The following is a 19,879-nucleotide window of genomic DNA, read 5'->3' on the forward strand; positions in this document are numbered from 1 at the left end:
GCGACTGGTCACCGCGGCGACCCATGACCTTAGCGAGGAATCTGCGCCGCGTAAAATTCCGCGGCGAAAGCAGACAGACGCTGCTGCTCAATGGCCTCGCGAATCCCTGCCATATGATTTTGATAGAAGCGCAGATTGTGGATGGTATTGAGCTGCGCACCCAACATTTCCTTGCAACGATCCAGGTGGTGCAGATAACCGCGACTAAAATTCTGGCAGGTATAGCAATCGCAGCTCGCATCCAGCGGTTGGTCGCTATGGCGGTGCACGGCATTGCGAATTTTGATGACGCCGGTGGAGGTAAACAGATGGCCATTGCGGGCATTGCGGGTGGGCATCACGCAGTCGAACATATCCACACCACGCATCACCGCTTCCAGAATATCCGCGGGTGTGCCAACCCCCATCAGGTAGCGCGGGCGATCCACCGGCAAATCATCGGCGAGCCCATCCAGCACTTTTAGCATCTCATCCTTGGGCTCACCGACCGACAGCCCGCCAATGGCATAGCCATCAAAGCCAATCTCGGTCAAACCCTGCAACGATTGGCTGCGCAGGGTTGGATACATCCCGCCCTGAATAATGCCGAACAACGCTGCATCATTGCCTTCGTGGGCTGCCTTGCTGCGGGCCGCCCAGCGCAGGGACAGCTCCATTGACACCTGCGCTTCTTTCTCAGTGGCCGGGTACGGGGTGCACTCATCGAAGATCATGACAATATCAGAACCCAGCTTGCGCTGAACCTCCATTGAGCGCTCCGGATCCAGGTACACTTTGGAACCATCAACCGGAGACTGGAAGGAGACGCCCTCCTCGCTGATTTTGCGCAACTTACCCAGGCTCCACACTTGAAAGCCGCCGGAGTCGGTGAGAATCGGCCCTTTCCAACCAATAAAATCGTGCAGATCACCGTGGCCTTCAACCACCTCAGTGCCCGGCCGCAACATCAGATGGAAAGTGTTGCCAAGAATGATTTGGGCGCCAATATCCTCGATATCCCGAGGCAGCATGCCCTTGACGGTGCCGTAGGTACCCACGGGCATAAAGGCCGGGGTTTGCACCTCTCCCCGGGGAAATTGCAGCTTGCCCCGGCGGGCATAACCGTCTTGAGCACTGCATTCAAATTGCATGCGGCACTGGCTCATGGGGTATCGCCCTCCTCGGGAACACGGGGAAATAACAGCATGGCATCACCATAGCTAAAGAAGCGGTAGCGCTCGGCAATCGCCTGCTGATAGGCGGCCAGAATACGCTCGCGCCCGCAAAACGCCGAGACCAGCATAATCAGCGTGGATTCGGGCAGGTGGAAGTTGGTAACCATGGCGTCCACACTGCGGAATTCGTAGCCGGGATAGATAAATATCTGACTGTCGCCAGCAAAGGGGCTGATTTCACCGGACTGGGAGGCCGTTTCCAGGCTGCGCACACTGGTGGTGCCCACTGCAACCACCCGGCCACCCCGGGCCCGACAGGCCTTGACTTGGGAGACCAGCTCCTCACTGACCTCCAACCATTCTGAGTGCATCTGATGGTCGCGAATGTCGTCGCAACGCACCGGCTGAAAGGTCCCGGCACCGACATGCAGAGTAACAAATCCCGTATCAACACCCTTGCCTTTGCAGGCGGCAATCAATTCATCAGTGAAGTGCAGACCGGCAGTGGGCGCCGCCACGGCGCCATCGCGACTGGCATAGACGGTCTGGTATCGCTGCTGATCTTCCTCGGTGTCAGCGCGCTCGATGTAGGGCGGCAGTGGCATATGCCCCCACGCCGCTAATACCTCCAACAGCGGCCGTTCACTGGCCAGCCTGAACATTGCCCCGTCGCGACCCAACACCCGCAGGGTCTCGTCACCAGGCGCCGCCTCGGCATTGGCACACAACGACAACAACGCCCCCGCCTTGGGCGGTTTACTCACCCGCATCTGGACCAGGGCCTCGCGGTCACTCACAACCCGCTCCAACATGATTTCGACGCGGCCGCCAGTGTCTTTACAGGCGAAAACGCGGGCAGGAATGACGCGAGTATTGTTAAAGACAAGCAAATCGCCTTCGCGCAGGTAATCCAGTAGCGCGGGGAAGCGGTGATGCGCAACGCGGCCCATCTCGTCGAGCACTAACAACCGGCTGCCATCCCGGGCCGCTGCTGGCCGATCGGCAATTAACTCCGGGGGCAAATCAAAATAAAAGTCGCTGCGATGCATCTGCGGGGTCGTCCAAAGTGAGCGCGCAAGATTAGCGGAATTCGCTGACTGACTCCACCCAAGCGGGCGGCGCAGCCAGTATGAAAACAATATTGCGCCATCAATTGACCCGGCGATAAAGATTGTTATAATCCCCGCCCTCACATGCCAGTGTGGTGAAATTGGTAGACACGCTAGATTCAAAATCTGGTTCCCTTGCGGGAGTGGCGGTTCGAGTCCGCCCACTGGTACCACTCTCTCACTTCGGTGAGCGCTAAGCATTTTTACCGCCCCCAGACTCACTCGTTGGACTAGGCATTTGCCCTGCCGACCATTACACTCCTCTTCGTCAATAGGCAGCAATCCACTGCAAGTGCTTGCCGACCCAGCAATTATTGATTCTGTCGCGCTCTGATCAGTCTTGGCCAGGGACCGTGGCGCCACTCCGACGCGAGAATTAAAAGAAGCGATGACAAAGCGGACACTCCTAACGACAACCCTCACCTTGAGTTTGCTACCCAGTTTGGCAGCGCTGGCTGGGGACGATAGCAAACCCGAGCACACCTCAGTAGTCGGAAGCCGCATTGCTAAAGACGTTGCTGAGCAAAGTCTGTCGCTCAGCCTGATCAGTGCAGATGACATCGCCACGGTGGGCCATACCCATATCAACGAGCTTCTAAACCGGGTTCCCGGTGTATGGATCAGCCGCGGCAACGGTCAGGAACACCTTACGGCGATCCGATCATCAGTGCTCACCGGACCCGGTAGCTGTGGCGCATTTTATCTGGCTGAGGATGGCATCCCCCTGCGCGCGCCCGGCTTTTGTAATGTTAACGCCCTGTTTGATGTTAACAGCGAGCAGGCACAGCGCGTTGAAGTGCTCCGCGGGCCCGGCACCGCCGTGCATGGCAGCAATGCCCTTAACGGTGTGATTAATGTGATCAGCGCGGCGCCGAGTAAAGAGAATGACACCTGGCTCAGCCTGGAAGCCGGCCCCCACGAGTATGGCCGCATTAAATTCAGCCAGAGTGATACCGTCGGCAAACACGGCTACCGCCTGAGCCTGCAGGGCAATCACGATGGTGGTTACAAGGACAACTCCGGCTTTGAACAGCAAAAGCTCAATCTGCGTCACGATTATGCGGGTGAGACCTGGGACATCCAGTCCATGCTGGCCACCACCAACCTGGACCAGGAGACCGCCGGCTACGTTATTGGCAAAGATGCCTATAAAAATGACAACCTTAAAAAGCGCAATCCCAACCCGGACGCCTTTCGCAACAGTCGCAGCCTGCGTTATTACAGCCGCTTTCAACGCGAAGGTCTGAACGACAGCCGCTTTGTAGTGACCCCCTACCTGCGGGTCACCGATATGGAATTTCTCCAGCACTTTTTGCCGGGCACACCGCTTGAGGAAAACGGCGAACGAACGGTGGGCGTCCAAACGGCGTTCTATCACTCACCGAGCGAAGACGTGACGCTGTTTAATGGCTTTGATATGGAGCTGACCCAGGCCTATCTGGAGCAAACTCAGGGCGGCCCCAGTGTGGGTGACAGCCCTAGCGGCAAGCACTACGACTACGAGGTGGACGGTCGTTATTTTGCCTGGTTTATTGGCGGTGATTGGCAGGCCAGTGAAAATACCCTGATTAACTTCGGCACCCGCTACGACATTCAGTTTTACGACTACGATAACCAGATGATCAGTGGCAATACCGATGACCAAGGCGCCCCCTGCCTCGTTGCGCCTTGTCGCTATGCCCGCCCGGACGATGAGGAACAGCGCTTTCGTAACTGGTCCTATCACCTGGGACTGGTTCACACCCTCACCGATCACACTAGCTTGATTGCCAATGCCAACCAGGGCTTTCGCGCACCCCAGGCGAGTGAGCTGTACCGTTTGCAGTCTACCCAGCTATCCACCAATCTGGATGAAGAGTCCATGGCAACGCTGGAATGGGGTTTTCGAGGCACCTGGCCCAGTTTCAGCTACCAACTGGTCGCGTTCTGGATGCAAAAGGAAGATGTCATTATTCGCGACGACCAGCGCCGCAACCGCAACGGCGGCCAGACGGAGCATCGAGGATTGGAGCTGGAGCTTGACTGGGACATCACTCCCAGCCTGAACTGGGCGGTTCAAGCCAGCTACGCCGCTCATCAATATGGTAACGACGTGGTGGGCAATGAGGGTGATGACCTCGACACCGCACCGCGCCAGTTGCTGAGCAGCCAATTAACCTGGCAGCCCTTTGCCAGCAGCCGCATTGAGCTGGAATGGGTGTTTCAGGACGAATACTATCTGGATAGCGCCAACCAACACCGCTACCCCGGCCACAGCCTGCTCCACCTGCGCTGGCGCCAGCAGCTCAGCCAATCCCTCTATGCCGCTGTTAGAGTGAGCAACTTAACGGATGAGGATTACGCCGAGCGCGCCGATTTTGCCTTCGGTAACTATCAGTACTTTATTGGCGAGCCCCGCGCCGTCTACCTGGAGCTGGGCCTGCGACTGTAATCCTGTGCCGCGAGTCACGCATTTTTGAGAAAATGCGTGACTCAGTTCGCATCTGAGTAAAACCCCCATTCAACAGCTAATCTACATCGTTATATTTGAACCATGAGCAACTAAATGGTTCTGTCAGATGCGCTGTCGCAAATTCGGATGTTTTATGATTCTGGTGCTATTGGCTGGCGCCGCTTGGGCTGAACGCCCACGGCAGGTCGAGTCCGGCTGGCCCGGGGCCGCCAGCACGCTGGCAACAAGCAATGTTCCTCACCTGTTCCGCCCAAACAATCACTACCCGGTCGAAAATCAGCACCTACGACTGTGGGAGTTTCGCTTCAGCGACAAGCGAGCCAGTCTGCTAAAAAATGGTTCACTTGAGCTGGAAATGGAAGGCACTGGCGTCTCGGTCAGGGCGCGTTTCTAGACCCGACCGAAAACTCCATCACGCAAACCGACTTAAGCCTACTGCCTTTCTCGCCTTATCCAGCAACGCTGCCGCCTCCGCCCGCGCCCGCTCCGCTCCCTTGCGCAGCTCGTCGTCCAGATAGGCCCCATCCTGCAAAATTTCCTCGTACCGCTGCCGGGCTTCACCGATCTGATCATTAATGAGTGCGAACAGGGCTTTCTTGGCATCACCCCAGCCGATCCCGTCAGCAAAGCGTTGCCGCATCTCGGCCGTTTCTGCTGGCGTGGCAAAGGCCTGCCAGATCTGAAACACCGTTGAGTCGTCAGGGTCCTTGGGCTCACCCGGTTCAAGCAGATTGGTTTTGATTTTATTGATGTGTTTTTGCAGCTTCTTTTCCGGCAAAAACAGCGGAATGGTATTGCCGTAACTTTTGCTCATTTTGCGACCATCCAAGCCGCTAAGCACAGCCACATTATCGTCGACCACCGCCTCGGGCAGAGTGAAAGTCTCACCGAATAAATGATTGAAACGCTGGGCCATGTCCCGGGCCATTTCAATGTGCTGAATCTGGTCCCGGCCAACCGGCACCTTGTCGGCGTTGAAGGCCAAAATATCGGCGGCCATCAGCACCGGGTAGCTAAACAAGCCCATCGTGATACCAAAGTCGGCGTCTTCGCCCTTGCCTTCGTTGTCCTGAACCGCCGCCTTATAGGCATGGGCGCGGTTCATCAGGCCCTTGGCGCACACGCAGCTCAAGATCCAGTTGAGTTCGAGCACCTCTGGCACGTCCGACTGACGATAAAAAGTGCTCTTGGTGGTATCCAAGCCCAGGGCCAACCAGGTCGCGGCAATTTCCCGCGCAGATTGATGTACCTGGGCGGGGTCCTGGCATTTAATCAGCGCGTGGTAATCGGCCAGAAAAAAGAAACTGTCGATACTTTCGTCATGGCTGTCGGCCACCGCCGGACGAATGGCGCCAACATAGTTGCCCAAGTGGGGGGTGCCGGTGGTGGTAATACCGGTCAATACCCGGGATCTGCTCATAACCTGTCCTTACTGGCCGAAACGACAAAGGCGCTAATGATACTGGCTGCCATGGCCAGTGTCACCGCCGCAGCCCCATCAGCACCGCCTCATAGCGCGGCGCAAGGGCGCCCCAGTAAAACTGGGTCACAACAGGCGCCTTCAGCTCGCCCTGGGCTTTATCACTGGCGAAGCGGGCCAACGCTGCGGCGCAGGCGGCGGCCTCGGTTGCAGCGCTGTCGCCCTGATAGAGCGAGCTGCCGGGATAGAACTCGGGATAGCACAAGCGCTTGGGCAATAGCGGCACGCAACCTGCGGCCACCGCCTCAAGGACCGATAAACCCTGGAAGTCGTGCAGGGCCGTTGACAGGACAATATCGCAACGTGCCAGGAGCCGGCGATAATCGTCGACCTCCAGGTATCCCCAGCGCCCCAATCCAAGCGTCGCGCTCGAATCCAACAGTGTGCGCAATTCAGCAAAGACCGGGGGTTGCCGTCGAAAGCGCTGACCGACCACGTGAAAGTCGGCGACAAGACCAAGCGCATCGCAGGCCCGCGCTACCGCCAACAGACCCTCGGGGCCTTTGTCGTATTCCCAGCGATGATTCCAGATAACCTGCAATCGCCCACCGGGCCGTGGCAACGCAGGCTCCAGCGGATCGATGCCAACCGGTAGTACCTCTGCCGCAGACAATCGCGCCAGCACCTGAGCGGTAGGGACAAAATCCGGCAGCCGGGACAACAGCGCCTTGCAACCTTCAATCATGGAATCGCGATTGTACTGGCTGTTAAACAACACCTTTTGCGCCGCCAACGCCGAGTACAAATTGACCATGGCAGGCTCCAGGCTCGCGTGCTGTCGCTCGGACGCAGGGTAAGCAAATTGATTTTCGTGGAAGTAGACCACTGCCGGGGTCATTGCGAGTTCGGGGCACAACCCCCGCAAGGTAGCGAGGTCAGTCATCGAGGTCGCTAGAATGGCATCATACCCAGCCCGCAGGGTATCGGCCTCCAACATACTCCAGGAGAGTCCATTGCCGCGAATCCGCCAGCTGAAGTGGCGCGGTGGCAGAGACAACACAGTCCAGTCGATACCAGCACAATGGCGCTGCAGTCCCTCTGCCCACTGCCGATGGCTTTCAGCGTGGTAGGCAGAGAGCAATAGAACCTTCATGCTAACCGGGCGCCAAACTAAGCCGCCGGACTAAACCGCAAAATTGACCGACTCATGGCAGCGACGACAGCTGATAGAAGGCGGCTAAAATCCGGACCATTGCCGCACTATCGCGGCTCCCCGCCAACTCCCGGATGGAATGCATGGCAAAGGTCGGCACACCAATATCCAGAGTGCGAATGCCAATACCGGACGCGGTAATGGGGCCAATCGTGCTGCCGCAAGCCATGTCAGCACGCACCACAAAACTTTGCACCGCCTCACCCAATTCGCTACACAGATTGCGGAAGATGCCGCTCGTCTCGCTGCTGGTGGCATAGCGCTGATTGACGTTAATTTTGATGACTGGGCCGCCATTGAGCCGCGGGCCATGATTGGCATCGTGTTTGTCACTGTAATTGGGGTGGATGCCGTGGGCATTGTCCGCCGAGATCATCATAGAATTGGCCACCGCCCGCTGCAGACTGACCTCGTCCCCGGCAATGCGTCGCAAAACCGACTCGAGCATCGGCCCCTGGGCGCCGATGGCAGACTGGCTGCCCACTTCCTCGTGATCATTACAGACCAGGATGCGATGCCCGTCCCCTTCGGCGTTGAGCAACCCTTGTAAGCCTAGATAGCAGGACAGCAAATTATCTAGCCGGGCGCTGGCGATAAAATCTTCCTGCCAACCGACCACGGCAGCGCCCTGGCAGTCATAAAAACTGAGCTCGTAATCCAGCACCTGTTCAACATCGCCAAGCCCCTGCTCCGCCAGTACCGATGCCAGCAACTGGCGAAAATCCAGCTTCTTCTCATCCTGAAACAACACCACCGGCATATCGGTTTGGGGGTTCACGGTGCGGTTGTTATTCGCCTCACGGTCCAGGTGAATGGCCAGGCTGGGAACCACCCCAACAGGCCGATTGAGATTTATCAGCGTCGATTTCACCGCGCCACCGCGCTGGCGGTAGTTCACCCGCCCCGCCAAACCCAGATCCCGGTCGAACCAGGGGTTCAGCAAGGCGCCGCCGTACACATCTACCGCCAATTGGTTAAAGCCGTGACGATGCAATTCGGGATTGGGTTTGACCCGCAGGCACGGGCTGTCGGTGTGGGCACCGACCATTCGCCAACCCGCTTCGGCAAGGTCATCGTGACCCAAGGTAAAAGCAATAATTGATGAGCCTTCACGCACCACAAAATAACGGCCACCGGGCTGCAAGGTCCAGGCATCCCGCTCCTTCAACTCGACAAAGCCCGCCGCCAGCAGGGAAGCGCTCATGGTACTCACGGCGTGATAAGGTGTGGGGCTGGCGTCTAAAAAAGCCAGCAGATCGGCGTTATTAAAGGGTGTTTGGCTCATAGCAACATCACTTCTTTTCAGTAAAGGATTGACCACGCCCCTTGGCTGGGTCGAGGGCCAAAATCAGACTGGAGGTATCATATCGGCCGCCGCCCTGGGACTGAACCCGGCTATAAAATTGATCGACAAGGGCGGTCACCGGAAGGCTTAGCTGCTGTCGGCTCGCCTCCTCCAACACGTACTTTAAATCCTTGCGCATCCAATCCACCGCAAAACCAAAGTCGAACTGTCCGGCAAGCATGGTGTTGGCGCGATTGTTCATCTGCCAAGACTGGGCGGCACCGGCAGAGATCACCTCCACTACGGCAGCCATATCCAGGCCCGCGCTCTCACCGAAGTGCAAGCCCTCAGACAGGCCTTGCAGCAGCCCCGCGATACAGATCTGGTTCACCATTTTTGCTAACTGGCCACTGCCGGCCGGCCCGAGCAAACGCACGCAGGCAGAATAACTTTCCAGTACCGGCAGCGCCCGATCGAAGTCTTGCTGCGCTCCGCCCACCATGGCGGTAAGGCGACCATTCTCAGCGCCAGCCTGGCCGCCGGAGACCGGTGCATCCAGAAATCCGACCTGACGTTGTTCACACAGGGTCGCCATTTCGCGGGCCAGGGCTGCCGAGGTGGTCGAGTGATCGATAATCAGGCCGCCCGGCGGTAGCTGGGCGAGCACACCGTGTTCACCGGCGACAACGGCGCGCACATCTTCATCAGCCCCAAGGCAGAGGGCGACGATCTCCGCTTCAGACACGGCCTCAGCGACCGAATCGGCAACCTGACCGCCAAAACGCTGTTGCCAGGCTTGCGCGCGCTGGGGGCTGCGGTTGTATACCTTTACCGCAAAGCCCTTGGCGACAAGGTGGCCAGCCATTGGACCGCCCATCGTGCCAAGGCCCAAAAACGCAATCGTCATAACCCCTCCCCTTTACTGTGCCCGGTGAGCAACTCGCCTACTGAGAGATCACCGCAAAAATGATGAGCGCAAGAATGACCCGATAGATGGCAAAGGGCATCATGCCAATCCGCTCTACCCAGTTCATAAAGACGCGAATGCAAAGGTACGCAGTCACCCCCGACACCACCGCGCCAATCGCCAGTAAATCCCACGCGACGGCGAGATCACTTTCAATTAACTCCAGCATTTTATAACTGCCCGCCGCCGCGATAATGGGCATGGACAACAGAAAGGAAAACCGGGCGGCATCGCCACGATTGAGGCCCACTAACAGGGCCGCGGTGATGGTAATGCCTGAGCGTGACGTTCCGGGCACCAATGCCAAGGCTTGAGCGAACCCCACAAACAGCGCCAGCCCCAGGCCGATATCGACCAAATTTCGCCGATGACTGGAGTAGCGGTCCACCGCACCCAGCGCGATCCCCCACACCAGCGTGGTCGCCGCCAACACTTCACCACTGCGCAAATGGCTTTCGATGAAATCATTAAACAACAAGCCCGCCAGCACCGCAGGCACCGTTGCCGCAATGACGTACCAGGCTAAGCGGGAGTCGGTGGAGTGCTCTCGCCGGCCAACACTGACCAGCCAGGCAGAGACCAAGTTGATCACGTCCCGCCGAAAGAACCACACCACGGCCACCAGGGAGCCCACGTGAACAGCCACATCGAAGGCCAGGCCCTGATCTTCCCAGCCAAGCAGCGTCTGCGGCAAGACCAGGTGCCCTGAGCTGGAGATGGGGAGAAACTCGGTCAGGCCCTGAATGGCCGCCAATATCACTGCTTTTACTGCATCCATTTTCGCAATTTCCTTAATGCTGGGAGCTAATTCCTGAAGAGGCCACCTCTGGCGTGGCCTGTTATCTCCTACTGCCGGGTATTCACAATGACTTGCTTAAGCAGGTGCCATCGACTGGCAATCACCAGGTATTGGCCAGCCGGCGCGCACCCAAGCCAGGTTGCGTGGCAGGCCAATGAACAACTTGTCTAAGCCTATTGAACATCACTGCGCCATCTAGGACTTCTGCCAGGCCACGCTATCACGCAAATACGTCGGCTGAGCCAATTCAGCGGCCAATAACGCTCCGCGCTCCCAGCGTTCCAGGGCAAAGGGCAAGGCCGCGCTCGCGTGGGGCAAAACCGATTGCAGCACCGTTGCATCAGGGAAGGCGCCGTTAAACTCGCTGGCATATTGCCAGCCGTCACCAATACCGCAGAGCTGCCGCCCCTGATATTCACCGAGTTGTACACCATCGGGCGAGTTCAGGGCATCTTCCAAACGGCGCTCTGCAATGCCATTTCTCACCTCAAAGGCGGCCCAATAGACTTCGGACATACGGGCATCCAACACCGGCACAATAATCGCGCCCTCAGACACCGGCGTTGACGTGATGGCGTACTGGGCCATCACCTGTAACGTGGACACTGGTATAACCGGAATATCAGCAGCAAAGGCGAGCCCTTGCACCATGGCGCAGGCAACCCGCAGACCGGTGAAAGACCCGGGCCCCGCGGTAAACGCAATTGCATCAATATCGGCCAGTTTCAAATCTCGGCTGGCCAGATGCTCGTCTACCATTGGCAGCAGGAACTGGGTGTGGGATTTGGGTAATAAGCGAAAGTCCTCGCTGACCCGGCCTGCCTGATACAGTGCAACGGAACAGGCATCGGTAGCAGCATCAATCGCTAACAGCGTGGGCATACAGAATTCGCAACTTGAGGTCTGGGGTGGGCATTCGTGTGGCTGAATCATATCATAGGCGCAAAGCCCTGATGAAACAGACCATGACCCCGGATAGCTCCCACTCCCCACGCCCAAACTACAGCTTGCTCATCTTGGCCGGCGGCGAAGGTCGCCGGATGGGCGGCTGTGATAAAGGTCTGGCTCTGTGGCAGGACCGACCGCTTGTCGAACATCTGATTGCCAACATGACCAGCGGATACGCCGAGCGCTTGATTAGCTGCAATCGCAACCTGAACCGTTACGCCGAATACGGCATTGCCTTCAGTGACAATCGGACGGGGTTTCAGGGCCCGTTAGCCGGTATAGAAGCTGGCTTGCAGCGGGCCACCCAGGGCCACGTTTTAGTTGTGCCTTGCGACTGCCCCGCCCCACCCCCAACCTTGTTTCAGCGGCTTTACCAGGCAATGGCTGCCAGCGGCAATCAGATTTGCTTTGCTCGTCAAGGCGACCGGAACCAATATCTGTTTGCGCTGCTTCAACGCGAGTGTCTGCAATCACTGCAAAACTATCTCGCCACGGGGCAACGCAGTGTGCGCCATTGGTATGGCGAGCAAGGCGCACTTGCTGTCGACTTTAACGATTCGCCGGACGGTTTTGCCAACTACAACTTGCCAGACGCGCTAACCCCAGACGTCTTGACCAAAGCAGAGAACAAATAAAAACGGGAGCGAAGCTCCCGTTTTCATGACACCGTTAAACCCGTTTGATCAAGATTCAGTGCTGCTCGCTGGCGGCGTGGCCGCTACCGGCGCGGCAACCGCTTTCTTGCGAGGCGCCCGCTTCGTGGCAGCTTTCTTAGCGACCGCTTTCTTGCTTGCTACTTTTTTTGCCGGTGCCTTTCTTGCTGGTGCTTTTTTCTTGGCGACCTTAGCGACTGTTTTTTTCGCAGCTACCTTTCTAGTGGCTACCTTCTTGGCCGCTACTTTCTTCTTGGCAACGGCTTTTTTTGCCGCTGATTTTTTCGTCGGCGCTGCGGTCACTTTGGCTGTGGCCTTTTTCACGGCCGCTTTACGCTTCGCTTTTGGCTCGCCCTCTATTTTCTTGGACAACTGCTTGACCGCTTGCTTGTGCTTGCTGACCAACTTGCGCTCGATCACGGCCAACTTGGCTTTGTTTTCCGCGGTGCGCTTCTTCATGAAACGCTGCTCAAACTGCTTAAGCGCCTTGCTCAAGTCTGCCTCAGCCTTGCTGGCCAGCGCTTTGGCACGCTCCTGCATTTTTTGCTTAACCGCTTCCTCGGACGCCTTCAATTTAGCGGCCGCTTTCGCTTTGCTCAAAGCGGCTTTGTTGGCAGCAAGTTTCGCTCTGGTCGCCTTGAGTTTTGCGTTCACTTTTTCGGCGGCTTTTGCGGCCCGCTTGGCGGCATTTTTATCCGCAGCCTTAGCACTTTTCTTCGCCGCGGATTGCGCAGCCGCGAGTTTAGATTTTGCGTCAGCGAGGGCTTTTCTCTCGGCAGCGAGCATTGCCTCGACTTTTTTCAGACCCTCTTCGGCTTTCTTAACAAGAGGGCTACCAACAACGGCACTCTGCCGCTTTGCAGCAGTTTTTTTCGCAGCTACTTTGCGTGTGCTTTTAGGAGCTGACTTTTTTGTTGCAGCTTTGGTTTTCTTTTTTGCGGCAGGCATGTTTTTCTCCTAAGCATTCGGCCTCGCGACTATGTGATGGTAAAAATAGCACACAAAATAGCCAGCGCAAAACAATGTGCATTTTCTATTTCACAATTTACGTTTTTACCAACACATTTACCGATTAAGACAACTTTTCTTGTAGAAAAACGCGGCATAACTCCAGCATCAATGTCTGCTGACCAGCGCCACTGTTCAAACAAGGGATATAGCTAAAACGCTCACCGCCGTGGTGACGAAAGAGTTCATTGGCCTCACCATCTATCTCTTCAAGCGTCTCCAGGCACTCGGCAGCAAATGCGGGGCATATCACATCCAGATGCTTAACACCGCTTTGAGCAAGGCCGATCACCGTTTTATCTGTATAAGGCTGCAACCATTCCGCTTTTCCCAAACGAGATTGAAAGCTTAACTGCCACTCGTTGTCCGACAGCCCCAGCGCATCAACCAGCAGTGCTGTCGTCCTCTCACAGTGAGCCAGATAGGGGTCGCCAAGGTCGACATTACGTCTGGGGATGCCATGAAATGAAATCAGTAATTTTTCGCCCCGGCCGTTACTTTTCCAATGATCCCGAACGCTGTCGGCAAGCGCATTAATATACTGCGGGTGATCATGATAATCGCGCACCCAGCTCCAAGCCGGGATATCGCGGCATTTAGCAAAATAGCGATTGATCTGATCATGCACCGCCGCTGTGGTGGTAGCCGAATACTGGGGATACAAAGGAACAAACAGAAACCGATCGCAGCCTTTTTCGCGGAGCGTTGCGATTTGCTCAGCGATACCGGGTTCACCGTAAGTCATCGCCAATGCCGTCTCAATTTCCTGATCGGGGTATTGTTGTTGCAGCTTTTCAGCTATCTGCTTGACCAGGCTCTCGCTAAAGAATCGCAGCGGCGAAATGTTATCCATCCATATCTGCCGATAGGCGCCAGCAACTTTAGGCGACCTGAAGGGTAAAATGATTAAATTAAGAATCAGCCACCATAGTACCCGGGGCACCTCTACCACCCGTCGGTCCCATAGAAATTCCTTCAGGAAGCGCCGCACATGTTTGCTATCGGGGGCCGCTGGCGTTCCCAAATTAATGAACACAATTGCTGATTTCACCAAACTCTCCTAGGCAGATTGACTCGACGGGGCACGCGGCGACGAACTTTTTTCGCGCCGACTGCTTGCTGCGATATACGCAGAATCTGTCAAAACAAGATGACCTGCTGGCCCTGAACTCAAATTTTAGACAAAAAAAAGGCACCGCGAGAGGTGCCTTCATTAGCCTGTTTGCAGTGCTTAGCTTTCCAGCGCAGCAAACACCCGAGCGGTGATATCGTCGACTGCGCCAACACCATCTACCTTGGCATAATCAGGAGCATCTGCGCCGTCAAGGCCGCTGTAAAATGCCACCAGCGGCTTGGTTTGATCATGGTAAACCTTTAGCCGGTTGCGGACTGTCTCTTCACGATCGTCATCACGCTGGATGAGGGGCTCGCCCGTAACATCATCGACACCCTCAACCTTGGGTGGATTGTAGACCACGTGGTAAGTCCGTCCGGAGCCCTCATGCATCCGCCGACCGCTCATGCGGGTAACGATTTCTTCATCAGCAACGGCAATCTCGATGACTTTGTCGATGGTTACGCCGGCGTTGAGCATCGCTTCAGCCTGGGGAATGGTACGGGGGAAACCGTCAAACAAAAATCCGTTTGCGCAATCATCTTGCTCGATCCGTTCTTTTACCAGGGCGATGATAATGTCGTCCGACACCAGGCCTCCCGAGTTCATGACCTCTTTCACCTGCAAGCCAAGCGGGGTGCCCGCTTTCACAGCAGCGCGCAACATGTCACCGGTTGAAATCTGGGGGATTGCAAACTTTTCGGAAATAAACTGGGCTTGTGTTCCCTTGCCCGCGCCGGGCGGCCCCAACAAAATAACCCGCATAATGACAGACTCCTCATAATTTCAAATCGGTTCACATGGCATCACAAGCAATGTAATCGCCTTCGAGCTCACCCACCAGACACAGGCGAGCGCCCCAGGCTAGGCACACCCAACGAGCGGCATGAAACGGCGCTCCAGAAATGGGGGACAATACAGATTAACCCATGTGCGGGGCTGGGTCGCCAAAGGTCGAAAATCCCGCCCGCTGAAAAGGGGTCAACAATACACACAACCCCCATGATAAACAAGGTTTGCCCGGTCGCTCCTGTTAGGCATAAGTTCCGCGCAAAGTCGCCTAAGTTTGTGACATTTTTTACGTCTGTCGTAGTAGCCGCGGCAGCGCCCACCCCGGTACTATGGAAATGCGGTTGCCCTGACAGGTGGCGACATCTGGACTGACGAGGCAACCAGGCTTTAACGTTTTGCTTGGATGACAGGAATCGGTTTATGAATGTACGAGATTTGTTATCGCTGTGGGAACAGACTGCAAGTGGCGACTTAACAGCAGATGCCTTTGCCGTCAGGCTCCCGATCAAAGACGCTGCCCGCCTGAAAGCACTCCAGGAACTCTACCCCCGTCGCAGCATAGAGGAGCTGATCACTGATCTGCTAAGCGCCTCGCTGGACGAGCTCGAAGGGGTTATGCCTTATATCCGGGGTTCCAAGGTGGTTGCGACTGACGAGCTGGGCGACCCCATGTACGAAGATATCGGTCCAACCCCCCGCTACCTGACGCTGACAGAAAAGCACCTGAGCAGCTACAAGAAGCACCAGGACCATTAGCCGCGCCCATTTAGCGCGTCTCACACCCGGCGACTGACGGGCGAGTACAGACTTACGGCCTCACAGGCCCTGGGCCTTTGCTTCATTCCAAAACAGCTCAAGTTGGGCGGTAGCACCCTCAGTGCCGGTGTTGACACCCTCTTCCTGACAGCGGGCTTCTACATGGCGAAATCGGCGCTCAAACTTCTTGCCTGCCGCCCGGGTCACCGCTTCAGGGTCCAGGCCAAGGTGGCGACTAATATTCACCGCCGAGAAGATCACGTCACCTAGTTCATCGGCAATCGCGTCTCTGTCGCCGCTCGCCATTGCCTCAGTCAACTCTGTAATTTCTTCTTTGAACCCGGCCATCACCGCATCAACGTCGGGCCAGTCGAAACCCAAATTGCGGGCCCGCTTCTGCAATTTCGCCGCCCGACTCAGCGCGGGCAACGCCAGCGGTACATCATCGAGCACACTATTCTGCGACTTTCCCTGCCGTTCTTGCTGCTTTATCTCCTCCCAGCGAAGCTTGATTTGTGCCTCCTCGGGCGGCGCCTCACCGCGCACTGAGTCGAGCGTTCCGTCGGGAAACACGTGCGGGTGCCGGCGCAACAGCTTGGCAGTAATATCGTTCACTACATCGGCAAACCCAAACAGTCCCCGCTCGCGGGCCAGCTGGCTGTAGAACACCACCTGAAACAGTACATCGCCCAGTTCCTGCCGGATCTGGGCACTGTCGTCGGCCTCAATGGCATCGGCCAGTTCGTAAACTTCTTCCAGGGTGTGGGGAACAATGCTGGCAAAATTCTGCTTGAGGTCCCAAGGGCAGCCGGTATCGGGATCGCGCAGGCGGGCCATCAGCGTCAGCAGATCTTCCAAGGTGTAACGTGCCATCAACCCTCTCTTACTCGCTCGACTGAGATCACATTTGGCAGACTGTTGACGCGGTTAAATAGCCCCGACAGCGCCGCCAAATCAGAAATTTCCATACGAATACGCATGCTGGCGATGTGCTGCTCGGTATCTGTCACCGTGTTCATCGAGATGACGTTCACTTTCTCAGAGGCAAGCTGCAGGGTGATGTCACGCAGCAGCCCCTGACGGTCGTAGGCGCTGATCAGAATATCGACGGGATAGGTATCAATATGATCCCCGGCCCAATCCACGGCGATAATGCGCTGGGGCTCGACACTCTGCAATTGCAGCAATTTATTGCAATCCTGCCGGTGCACACTGACACCCCGCCCGACCGTGATATAGCCCGCAATGGCTTCACCAGGCAAGGGCTTGCAGCAGCGGGCGAAATGGGTCATCAAATTGCCCACCCCGCTGATGCGGACCTTGTCGCCTTTGCTTCCCTTGCTGGGCGGGCGCAGCCGCAACAGCGCAACACCTTCAGCCTCTTCCTTGCCAGCAACCTGGTGGGCTGCCTTAATGATCTGCAGGGTGCTGATCTCCCCTGCTCCCACCGAGGCGTACATATCCTCAACGCTGGGGCAATGGAGGTGATCGGCAATGTACTTGTAGTCGATACTGTTCAGCGCAAGGCGACGAAACTCTTTCTCAAGCAGTGCGCGCCCGGCAGTAATGTTGTCCTCCTTCGCCTGCTGCCGAAACCAGTGCTGAACCTTGGTTCTAGCCCTGGAGGTCTTCAGGTAACCCAGGTTGGTCTGCAGCCAGTCGCGCCGGGGTTCACTGTCTTTGCCGGTGAGAATTTCGACGCGTTCGCCGGTCTTGAGCGTATAGGTGAGCGGCACAATACGACCGTTAACCTTGGCCCCCCGGCAACGGTTACCCACCTCGGTATGTATGTGATAGGCAAAATCCAGGGGCGTCGCGCCATTTTGCAAATTGACAACGTGTCCCTCGGGGGTAAATACATAGACACGATCCTGGGCACGACTGAACTGCTCGGCCACGTCAGAGCTGCTGCCACTCTCTTCATGCCAGTCCAAGACCTGCCGCAACCAGGCAATTTTTTCATCGTAGCTGGAATTGTTCTTGGCGTGTTTGTCGGTGCCCTTGTACATCCAGTGGGAGCACACCCCAAACTCCGCCTCTTCATGCATACCGCGGGTGCGAATCTGGATTTCCAGCACCTTGCCCTGAGGGCCAATCACCGCGGTATGCAGAGAGCGGTAGCCATTCTCTTTGGGGTTGGCGATATAGTCATCGAATTCGTTGGGAATATTTCGCCATAGACCGTGGACCAAGCCCAAGGCCGAGTAACAGGACTTCAGGTCGGGTACCAACACCCGCACGGCACGAATGTCGTAGACCTGCGAGAAGCCTATGCCCTTGCGCTGCATTTTCCGCCAAATGCTATAAATATGCTTGGCGCGACCTGCAATATCCGCATCAATACCATCCGCCTTCAGGGCATCGCTCAGCATCTGAATGACATCATCGATGTAGCGTTGTCGGTCGAGCCGCTTCTCGTCGAGCAGTTTAGCGATTTTCTTGTAGGCCATTGGCTGGAGGTAGCGAAAGGACAGATCCTCCAGCTCCCACTTGATATGCCCTATCCCAAGGCGATGGGCTAGCGGCGCATAGATATCGAATACTTCCCGGGCAACGCGCTGGCGCTTTTCACTGTGGTTTTTAACGCTACGGATGGCAGCGGTACGTTCCGCCAATTTGATAAGCGCGACCCGGACATCATCCACCAGGGCCACCAGCATCTTGCGAATCGTTTCGCTCTGGGCTTCGGACTGACCGAGCACCGGCACGTCGAGCTGGGCATTGACCTTGGAAATCGCCGCCATACCCAACACACCGTCAATCAGTTTGGCTACCGGCGCACCGAACTGGGCACTGACGTCATCAATTGATAAGCGGTGTTCGCGCACCACCCGAAACAGCGCAGCCGCCACCAGGCTGTCTTGATCCAGATGCAGGTCGGCGAGTATTTCGACCATTTCCAACGCGGTAAAAAAACTGCTTTGACTCGCATCCTGCTCGCCTGTGAGCTGGGAGGGTCTATCAGCGCATTGCTCGGCCACCCCAAAGGCTCGCTCAAGCTCCACCAGACTGACGTGATCTCGATCAATGGGCAGGCGAGCCATCCATCGGCTCAAGTCTACCCGGCCATCGGCCAGCTCGGGAAAATCCTCTCTTACCTTTACCATGCTTTCCTACCTGATGGTGTCGACGACACCGAGCCCGTCACCCATAAGGGCGATGGATACCTACGCCAGGGCGTCGTCAAACACCCCGGTGGACAAATAGCGATCACCCCGGTCACAAACAATCGCCACAATAACCGCATTCTCGACCTGCGCACTCAGCTGCAGTGCTGCAGCAACCGCACCGCCAGAGGACACTCCGCAGAAAATCCCCTCTTCCGCGGCCAGCGCGCGCATGGTCCGCTCCGCGGTAGCCTGATCCATATCGACGATTCGGTCCACGCGAGGCGCTTGATAGATGCGAGGCAAATACGCCTCGGGCCAGCGTCGAATACCGGGTATGGCAGAGCAATCATCGGGTTGCAGGCCAACAATTTCGATGGCTGGATTCATTTCCTTAAGATACCGGGACACCCCCATGATGGTGCCGGTGGTACCCATTGAGCTGACAAAATGGGTAATTTCGCCGCCGGTTTCTCGCCAGATCTCCGGGCCAGTGCCCTCGTAGTGGGCCTGAGGATTATCGCTATTGGAGAACTGATCCAGTACTTTTCCCTTGCCACTGGCTTGCATTTCTAATGCCAAATCCCGCGCGCCTTCCATACCCGCTTCCTTGGACACCTCCACCAACTGGGCACCGTAGGCCGCCATCGCCAACTTCCGTTCCAGACTCATGTGGCTTGGCATGATCAAAATCATCTTGTATCCCTTGATCGCCGCCGCCATGGCCAAGGCAATGCCGGTATTGCCGCTGGTGGCCTCAATCAAGGTATCGCCGGGAACGATATCACCCCGATCCTCAGCACGCTGGATCATACTGATGGCCGGGCGATCTTTTACCGACCCGGCAGGATTGTTTCCCTCAAGCTTCACCAACACCGTGTTGGTGGTAGTTCCCGGGAGACGCTGCAGGCGCACCAACGGCGTATTGCCGATAAACTGGTCGATGGTGGGGTACTGTTTCATAGAAATAAAAAAGCCTCTGTCAGCGCTAACACACCGGCATACGACCTCCACTGCCATTGCAACCACTGGGTGGGCAGTGCGAGCAACAGTAGCGAGGGAAAATTTGAGCCGTCATAATACCACTGCCAATAACCGGGGC

At 56.7% G+C, this 19,879-nt stretch carries 18 protein-coding genes and 1 tRNA gene; 5 read left to right on the top strand and 14 right to left on the bottom strand.

Annotated elements, in window-relative coordinates; translation table 11 throughout:
* Positions 1–29: 29 nt before the first annotated feature.
* Both tgt and queA read right to left on the bottom strand, forming a co-directional pair.
* Complete coding sequence (gene tgt, locus NCG89_RS02385) at positions 30–1,130, bottom strand: tRNA guanosine(34) transglycosylase Tgt (protein WP_432757887.1); 1,101 nt, start codon at positions 1,128–1,130, stop codon at positions 30–32.
* A gap of 11 nt (positions 1,131–1,141) precedes the next feature.
* Entirely contained in the window at positions 1,142–2,203 is a 1,062-nt protein-coding gene (queA, locus tag NCG89_RS02390; protein ID WP_251088176.1) for a tRNA preQ1(34) S-adenosylmethionine ribosyltransferase-isomerase QueA, read from the bottom strand.
* Between the two features lie 146 nt (positions 2,204–2,349).
* Here queA and NCG89_RS02395 point away from each other — a divergent pair.
* From NCG89_RS02395 to NCG89_RS02405, 3 genes are all read left to right on the top strand, one after another.
* Positions 2,350–2,436, top strand: a tRNA-Leu gene (locus tag NCG89_RS02395).
* A 215-nt stretch (positions 2,437–2,651) separates the two neighbouring features.
* Complete coding sequence (locus NCG89_RS02400) at positions 2,652–4,694, top strand: TonB-dependent receptor (RefSeq protein ID WP_251088177.1); 2,043 nt, start codon at positions 2,652–2,654, stop codon at positions 4,692–4,694.
* A gap of 154 nt (positions 4,695–4,848) precedes the next feature.
* A complete protein-coding gene (locus NCG89_RS02405; RefSeq protein ID WP_251088178.1) occupies positions 4,849–5,109 on the top strand; it encodes a hypothetical protein in 261 nt (86 codons plus the stop codon).
* A gap of 18 nt (positions 5,110–5,127) precedes the next feature.
* Here NCG89_RS02405 and NCG89_RS02410 read toward each other — a convergent pair whose 3' ends face one another.
* The 6 genes from NCG89_RS02410 to tsaB all read right to left on the bottom strand — a co-directional run bounded on the left by NCG89_RS02410 (position 5,128) and on the right by tsaB (position 11,281).
* The gene (locus NCG89_RS02410) at positions 5,128–6,135 is read right to left on the bottom strand and encodes a tryptophan--tRNA ligase (RefSeq protein ID WP_251088179.1); all 1,008 of its coding nucleotides are present in this window, start codon (positions 6,133–6,135) and stop codon (positions 5,128–5,130) included.
* Between the two features lie 61 nt (positions 6,136–6,196).
* Positions 6,197–7,288, bottom strand: coding sequence for a tRNA-queuosine alpha-mannosyltransferase domain-containing protein (locus tag NCG89_RS02415; protein WP_251088180.1), 1,092 nt, complete (start codon positions 7,286–7,288; stop codon positions 6,197–6,199).
* Positions 7,289–7,340: 52 nt separating this feature from the next.
* A complete protein-coding gene (locus tag NCG89_RS02420; RefSeq protein WP_251088181.1) occupies positions 7,341–8,633 on the bottom strand; it encodes a M18 family aminopeptidase in 1,293 nt (430 codons plus the stop codon).
* Positions 8,634–8,640: 7 nt separating this feature from the next.
* Entirely contained in the window at positions 8,641–9,540 is a 900-nt protein-coding gene (locus tag NCG89_RS02425; RefSeq protein ID WP_251088182.1) for an NAD(P)-dependent oxidoreductase, read from the bottom strand.
* 37 nt (positions 9,541–9,577) lie between these two features.
* Positions 9,578–10,378, bottom strand: a complete 801-nt coding sequence (locus NCG89_RS02430) for an undecaprenyl-diphosphate phosphatase (protein ID WP_251088183.1) — start codon at positions 10,376–10,378, stop codon at positions 9,578–9,580.
* Positions 10,379–10,594: 216 nt separating this feature from the next.
* Positions 10,595–11,281 (bottom strand): tRNA (adenosine(37)-N6)-threonylcarbamoyltransferase complex dimerization subunit type 1 TsaB, encoded by a 687-nt coding sequence (tsaB, locus tag NCG89_RS02435; protein WP_251088184.1) that lies wholly within the window; start codon positions 11,279–11,281, stop codon positions 10,595–10,597.
* A gap of 71 nt (positions 11,282–11,352) precedes the next feature.
* On the opposite strand from tsaB, the gene mobA reads away from it, so the two are divergent.
* Complete coding sequence (gene mobA / locus NCG89_RS02440) at positions 11,353–11,982, top strand: molybdenum cofactor guanylyltransferase MobA (protein ID WP_251088185.1); 630 nt, start codon at positions 11,353–11,355, stop codon at positions 11,980–11,982.
* A gap of 48 nt (positions 11,983–12,030) precedes the next feature.
* Here mobA and NCG89_RS02445 read toward each other — a convergent pair whose 3' ends face one another.
* The 3 genes from NCG89_RS02445 to adk all read right to left on the bottom strand — a co-directional run bounded on the left by NCG89_RS02445 (position 12,031) and on the right by adk (position 14,887).
* Positions 12,031–12,948, bottom strand: a complete 918-nt coding sequence (locus NCG89_RS02445; RefSeq protein ID WP_251088186.1) for a hypothetical protein — start codon at positions 12,946–12,948, stop codon at positions 12,031–12,033.
* Between the two features lie 124 nt (positions 12,949–13,072).
* Positions 13,073–14,059 carry a ferrochelatase gene (hemH, locus tag NCG89_RS02450; protein ID WP_251088187.1) on the bottom strand — a complete coding sequence of 329 codons (987 nt, stop codon included), beginning with the start codon at positions 14,057–14,059 and terminating at the stop codon, positions 13,073–13,075.
* Positions 14,060–14,239: 180 nt separating this feature from the next.
* Entirely contained in the window at positions 14,240–14,887 is a 648-nt protein-coding gene (adk, locus tag NCG89_RS02455; RefSeq protein ID WP_251088188.1) for an adenylate kinase, read from the bottom strand.
* A 447-nt stretch (positions 14,888–15,334) separates the two neighbouring features.
* Here adk and NCG89_RS02460 point away from each other — a divergent pair, with 447 nt between their 5' ends.
* Complete coding sequence (locus tag NCG89_RS02460) at positions 15,335–15,670, top strand: type 1 pili tip component (protein ID WP_251088189.1); 336 nt, start codon at positions 15,335–15,337, stop codon at positions 15,668–15,670.
* Between the two features lie 60 nt (positions 15,671–15,730).
* Here the strand turns inward: NCG89_RS02460 and mazG are convergent, their stop codons facing one another.
* The 3 genes from mazG to cysM are packed head-to-tail and all read right to left on the bottom strand — an operon-like array spanning position 15,731 to position 19,740.
* Positions 15,731–16,543 (bottom strand): nucleoside triphosphate pyrophosphohydrolase, encoded by an 813-nt coding sequence (gene mazG / locus NCG89_RS02465; RefSeq protein WP_251088190.1) that lies wholly within the window; start codon positions 16,541–16,543, stop codon positions 15,731–15,733.
* Positions 16,543–18,777, bottom strand: a complete 2,235-nt coding sequence (gene relA / locus NCG89_RS02470) for a GTP diphosphokinase (RefSeq protein ID WP_251088191.1) — start codon at positions 18,775–18,777, stop codon at positions 16,543–16,545. The genes mazG and relA overlap by 1 nt, the downstream gene beginning before the upstream one ends.
* 60 nt (positions 18,778–18,837) lie before the next feature.
* Positions 18,838–19,740, bottom strand: coding sequence for a cysteine synthase CysM (gene cysM / locus NCG89_RS02475; RefSeq protein WP_251088192.1), 903 nt, complete (start codon positions 19,738–19,740; stop codon positions 18,838–18,840).
* Between the last annotated feature and the right edge of the window lie 139 nt (positions 19,741–19,879).

Origin of the sequence: Spongiibacter taiwanensis, from assembly GCF_023702635.1 — a bacterium.
GTDB lineage: Bacteria > Pseudomonadota > Gammaproteobacteria > Pseudomonadales > Spongiibacteraceae > Spongiibacter > Spongiibacter taiwanensis.

Bases quoted from the DNA above. Each gene is read 5' to 3' on its own strand.
- NCG89_RS02420 (WP_251088181.1), bottom strand. From the start codon at position 8,633: ATGAGCCAAACACCCTTTAATAACGCCGATCTGCTGGCTTTTTTAGAC.
- queA (WP_251088176.1), bottom strand. From the start codon at position 2,203: ATGCATCGCAGCGACTTTTATTTTGATTTGCCCCCGGAGTTAATTGCC.
- tsaB (WP_251088184.1), bottom strand. From the start codon at position 11,281: ATGCCCACGCTGTTAGCGATTGATGCTGCTACCGATGCCTGTTCCGTT.
- mazG (WP_251088190.1), bottom strand. From the start codon at position 16,543: ATGGCACGTTACACCTTGGAAGATCTGCTGACGCTGATGGCCCGCCTG.
- NCG89_RS02410 (WP_251088179.1), bottom strand. From the start codon at position 6,135: ATGAGCAGATCCCGGGTATTGACCGGTATTACCACCACCGGCACCCCC.
- NCG89_RS02445 (WP_251088186.1), bottom strand. From the start codon at position 12,948: ATGCCTGCCGCAAAAAAGAAAACCAAAGCTGCAACAAAAAAGTCAGCT.
- adk (WP_251088188.1), bottom strand. From the start codon at position 14,887: ATGCGGGTTATTTTGTTGGGGCCGCCCGGCGCGGGCAAGGGAACACAA.
- NCG89_RS02405 (WP_251088178.1), top strand. From the start codon at position 4,849: ATGATTCTGGTGCTATTGGCTGGCGCCGCTTGGGCTGAACGCCCACGG.
- NCG89_RS02400 (WP_251088177.1), top strand. From the start codon at position 2,652: ATGACAAAGCGGACACTCCTAACGACAACCCTCACCTTGAGTTTGCTA.
- NCG89_RS02425 (WP_251088182.1), bottom strand. From the start codon at position 9,540: ATGACGATTGCGTTTTTGGGCCTTGGCACGATGGGCGGTCCAATGGCT.
- NCG89_RS02415 (WP_251088180.1), bottom strand. From the start codon at position 7,288: ATGAAGGTTCTATTGCTCTCTGCCTACCACGCTGAAAGCCATCGGCAG.
- NCG89_RS02460 (WP_251088189.1), top strand. From the start codon at position 15,335: ATGAATGTACGAGATTTGTTATCGCTGTGGGAACAGACTGCAAGTGGC.
- tgt (WP_432757887.1), bottom strand. From the start codon at position 1,130: ATGCAATTTGAATGCAGTGCTCAAGACGGTTATGCCCGCCGGGGCAAG.
- mobA (WP_251088185.1), top strand. From the start codon at position 11,353: ATGAAACAGACCATGACCCCGGATAGCTCCCACTCCCCACGCCCAAAC.
- NCG89_RS02430 (WP_251088183.1), bottom strand. From the start codon at position 10,378: ATGGATGCAGTAAAAGCAGTGATATTGGCGGCCATTCAGGGCCTGACC.
- relA (WP_251088191.1), bottom strand. From the start codon at position 18,777: ATGGTAAAGGTAAGAGAGGATTTTCCCGAGCTGGCCGATGGCCGGGTA.
- cysM (WP_251088192.1), bottom strand. From the start codon at position 19,740: ATGAAACAGTACCCCACCATCGACCAGTTTATCGGCAATACGCCGTTG.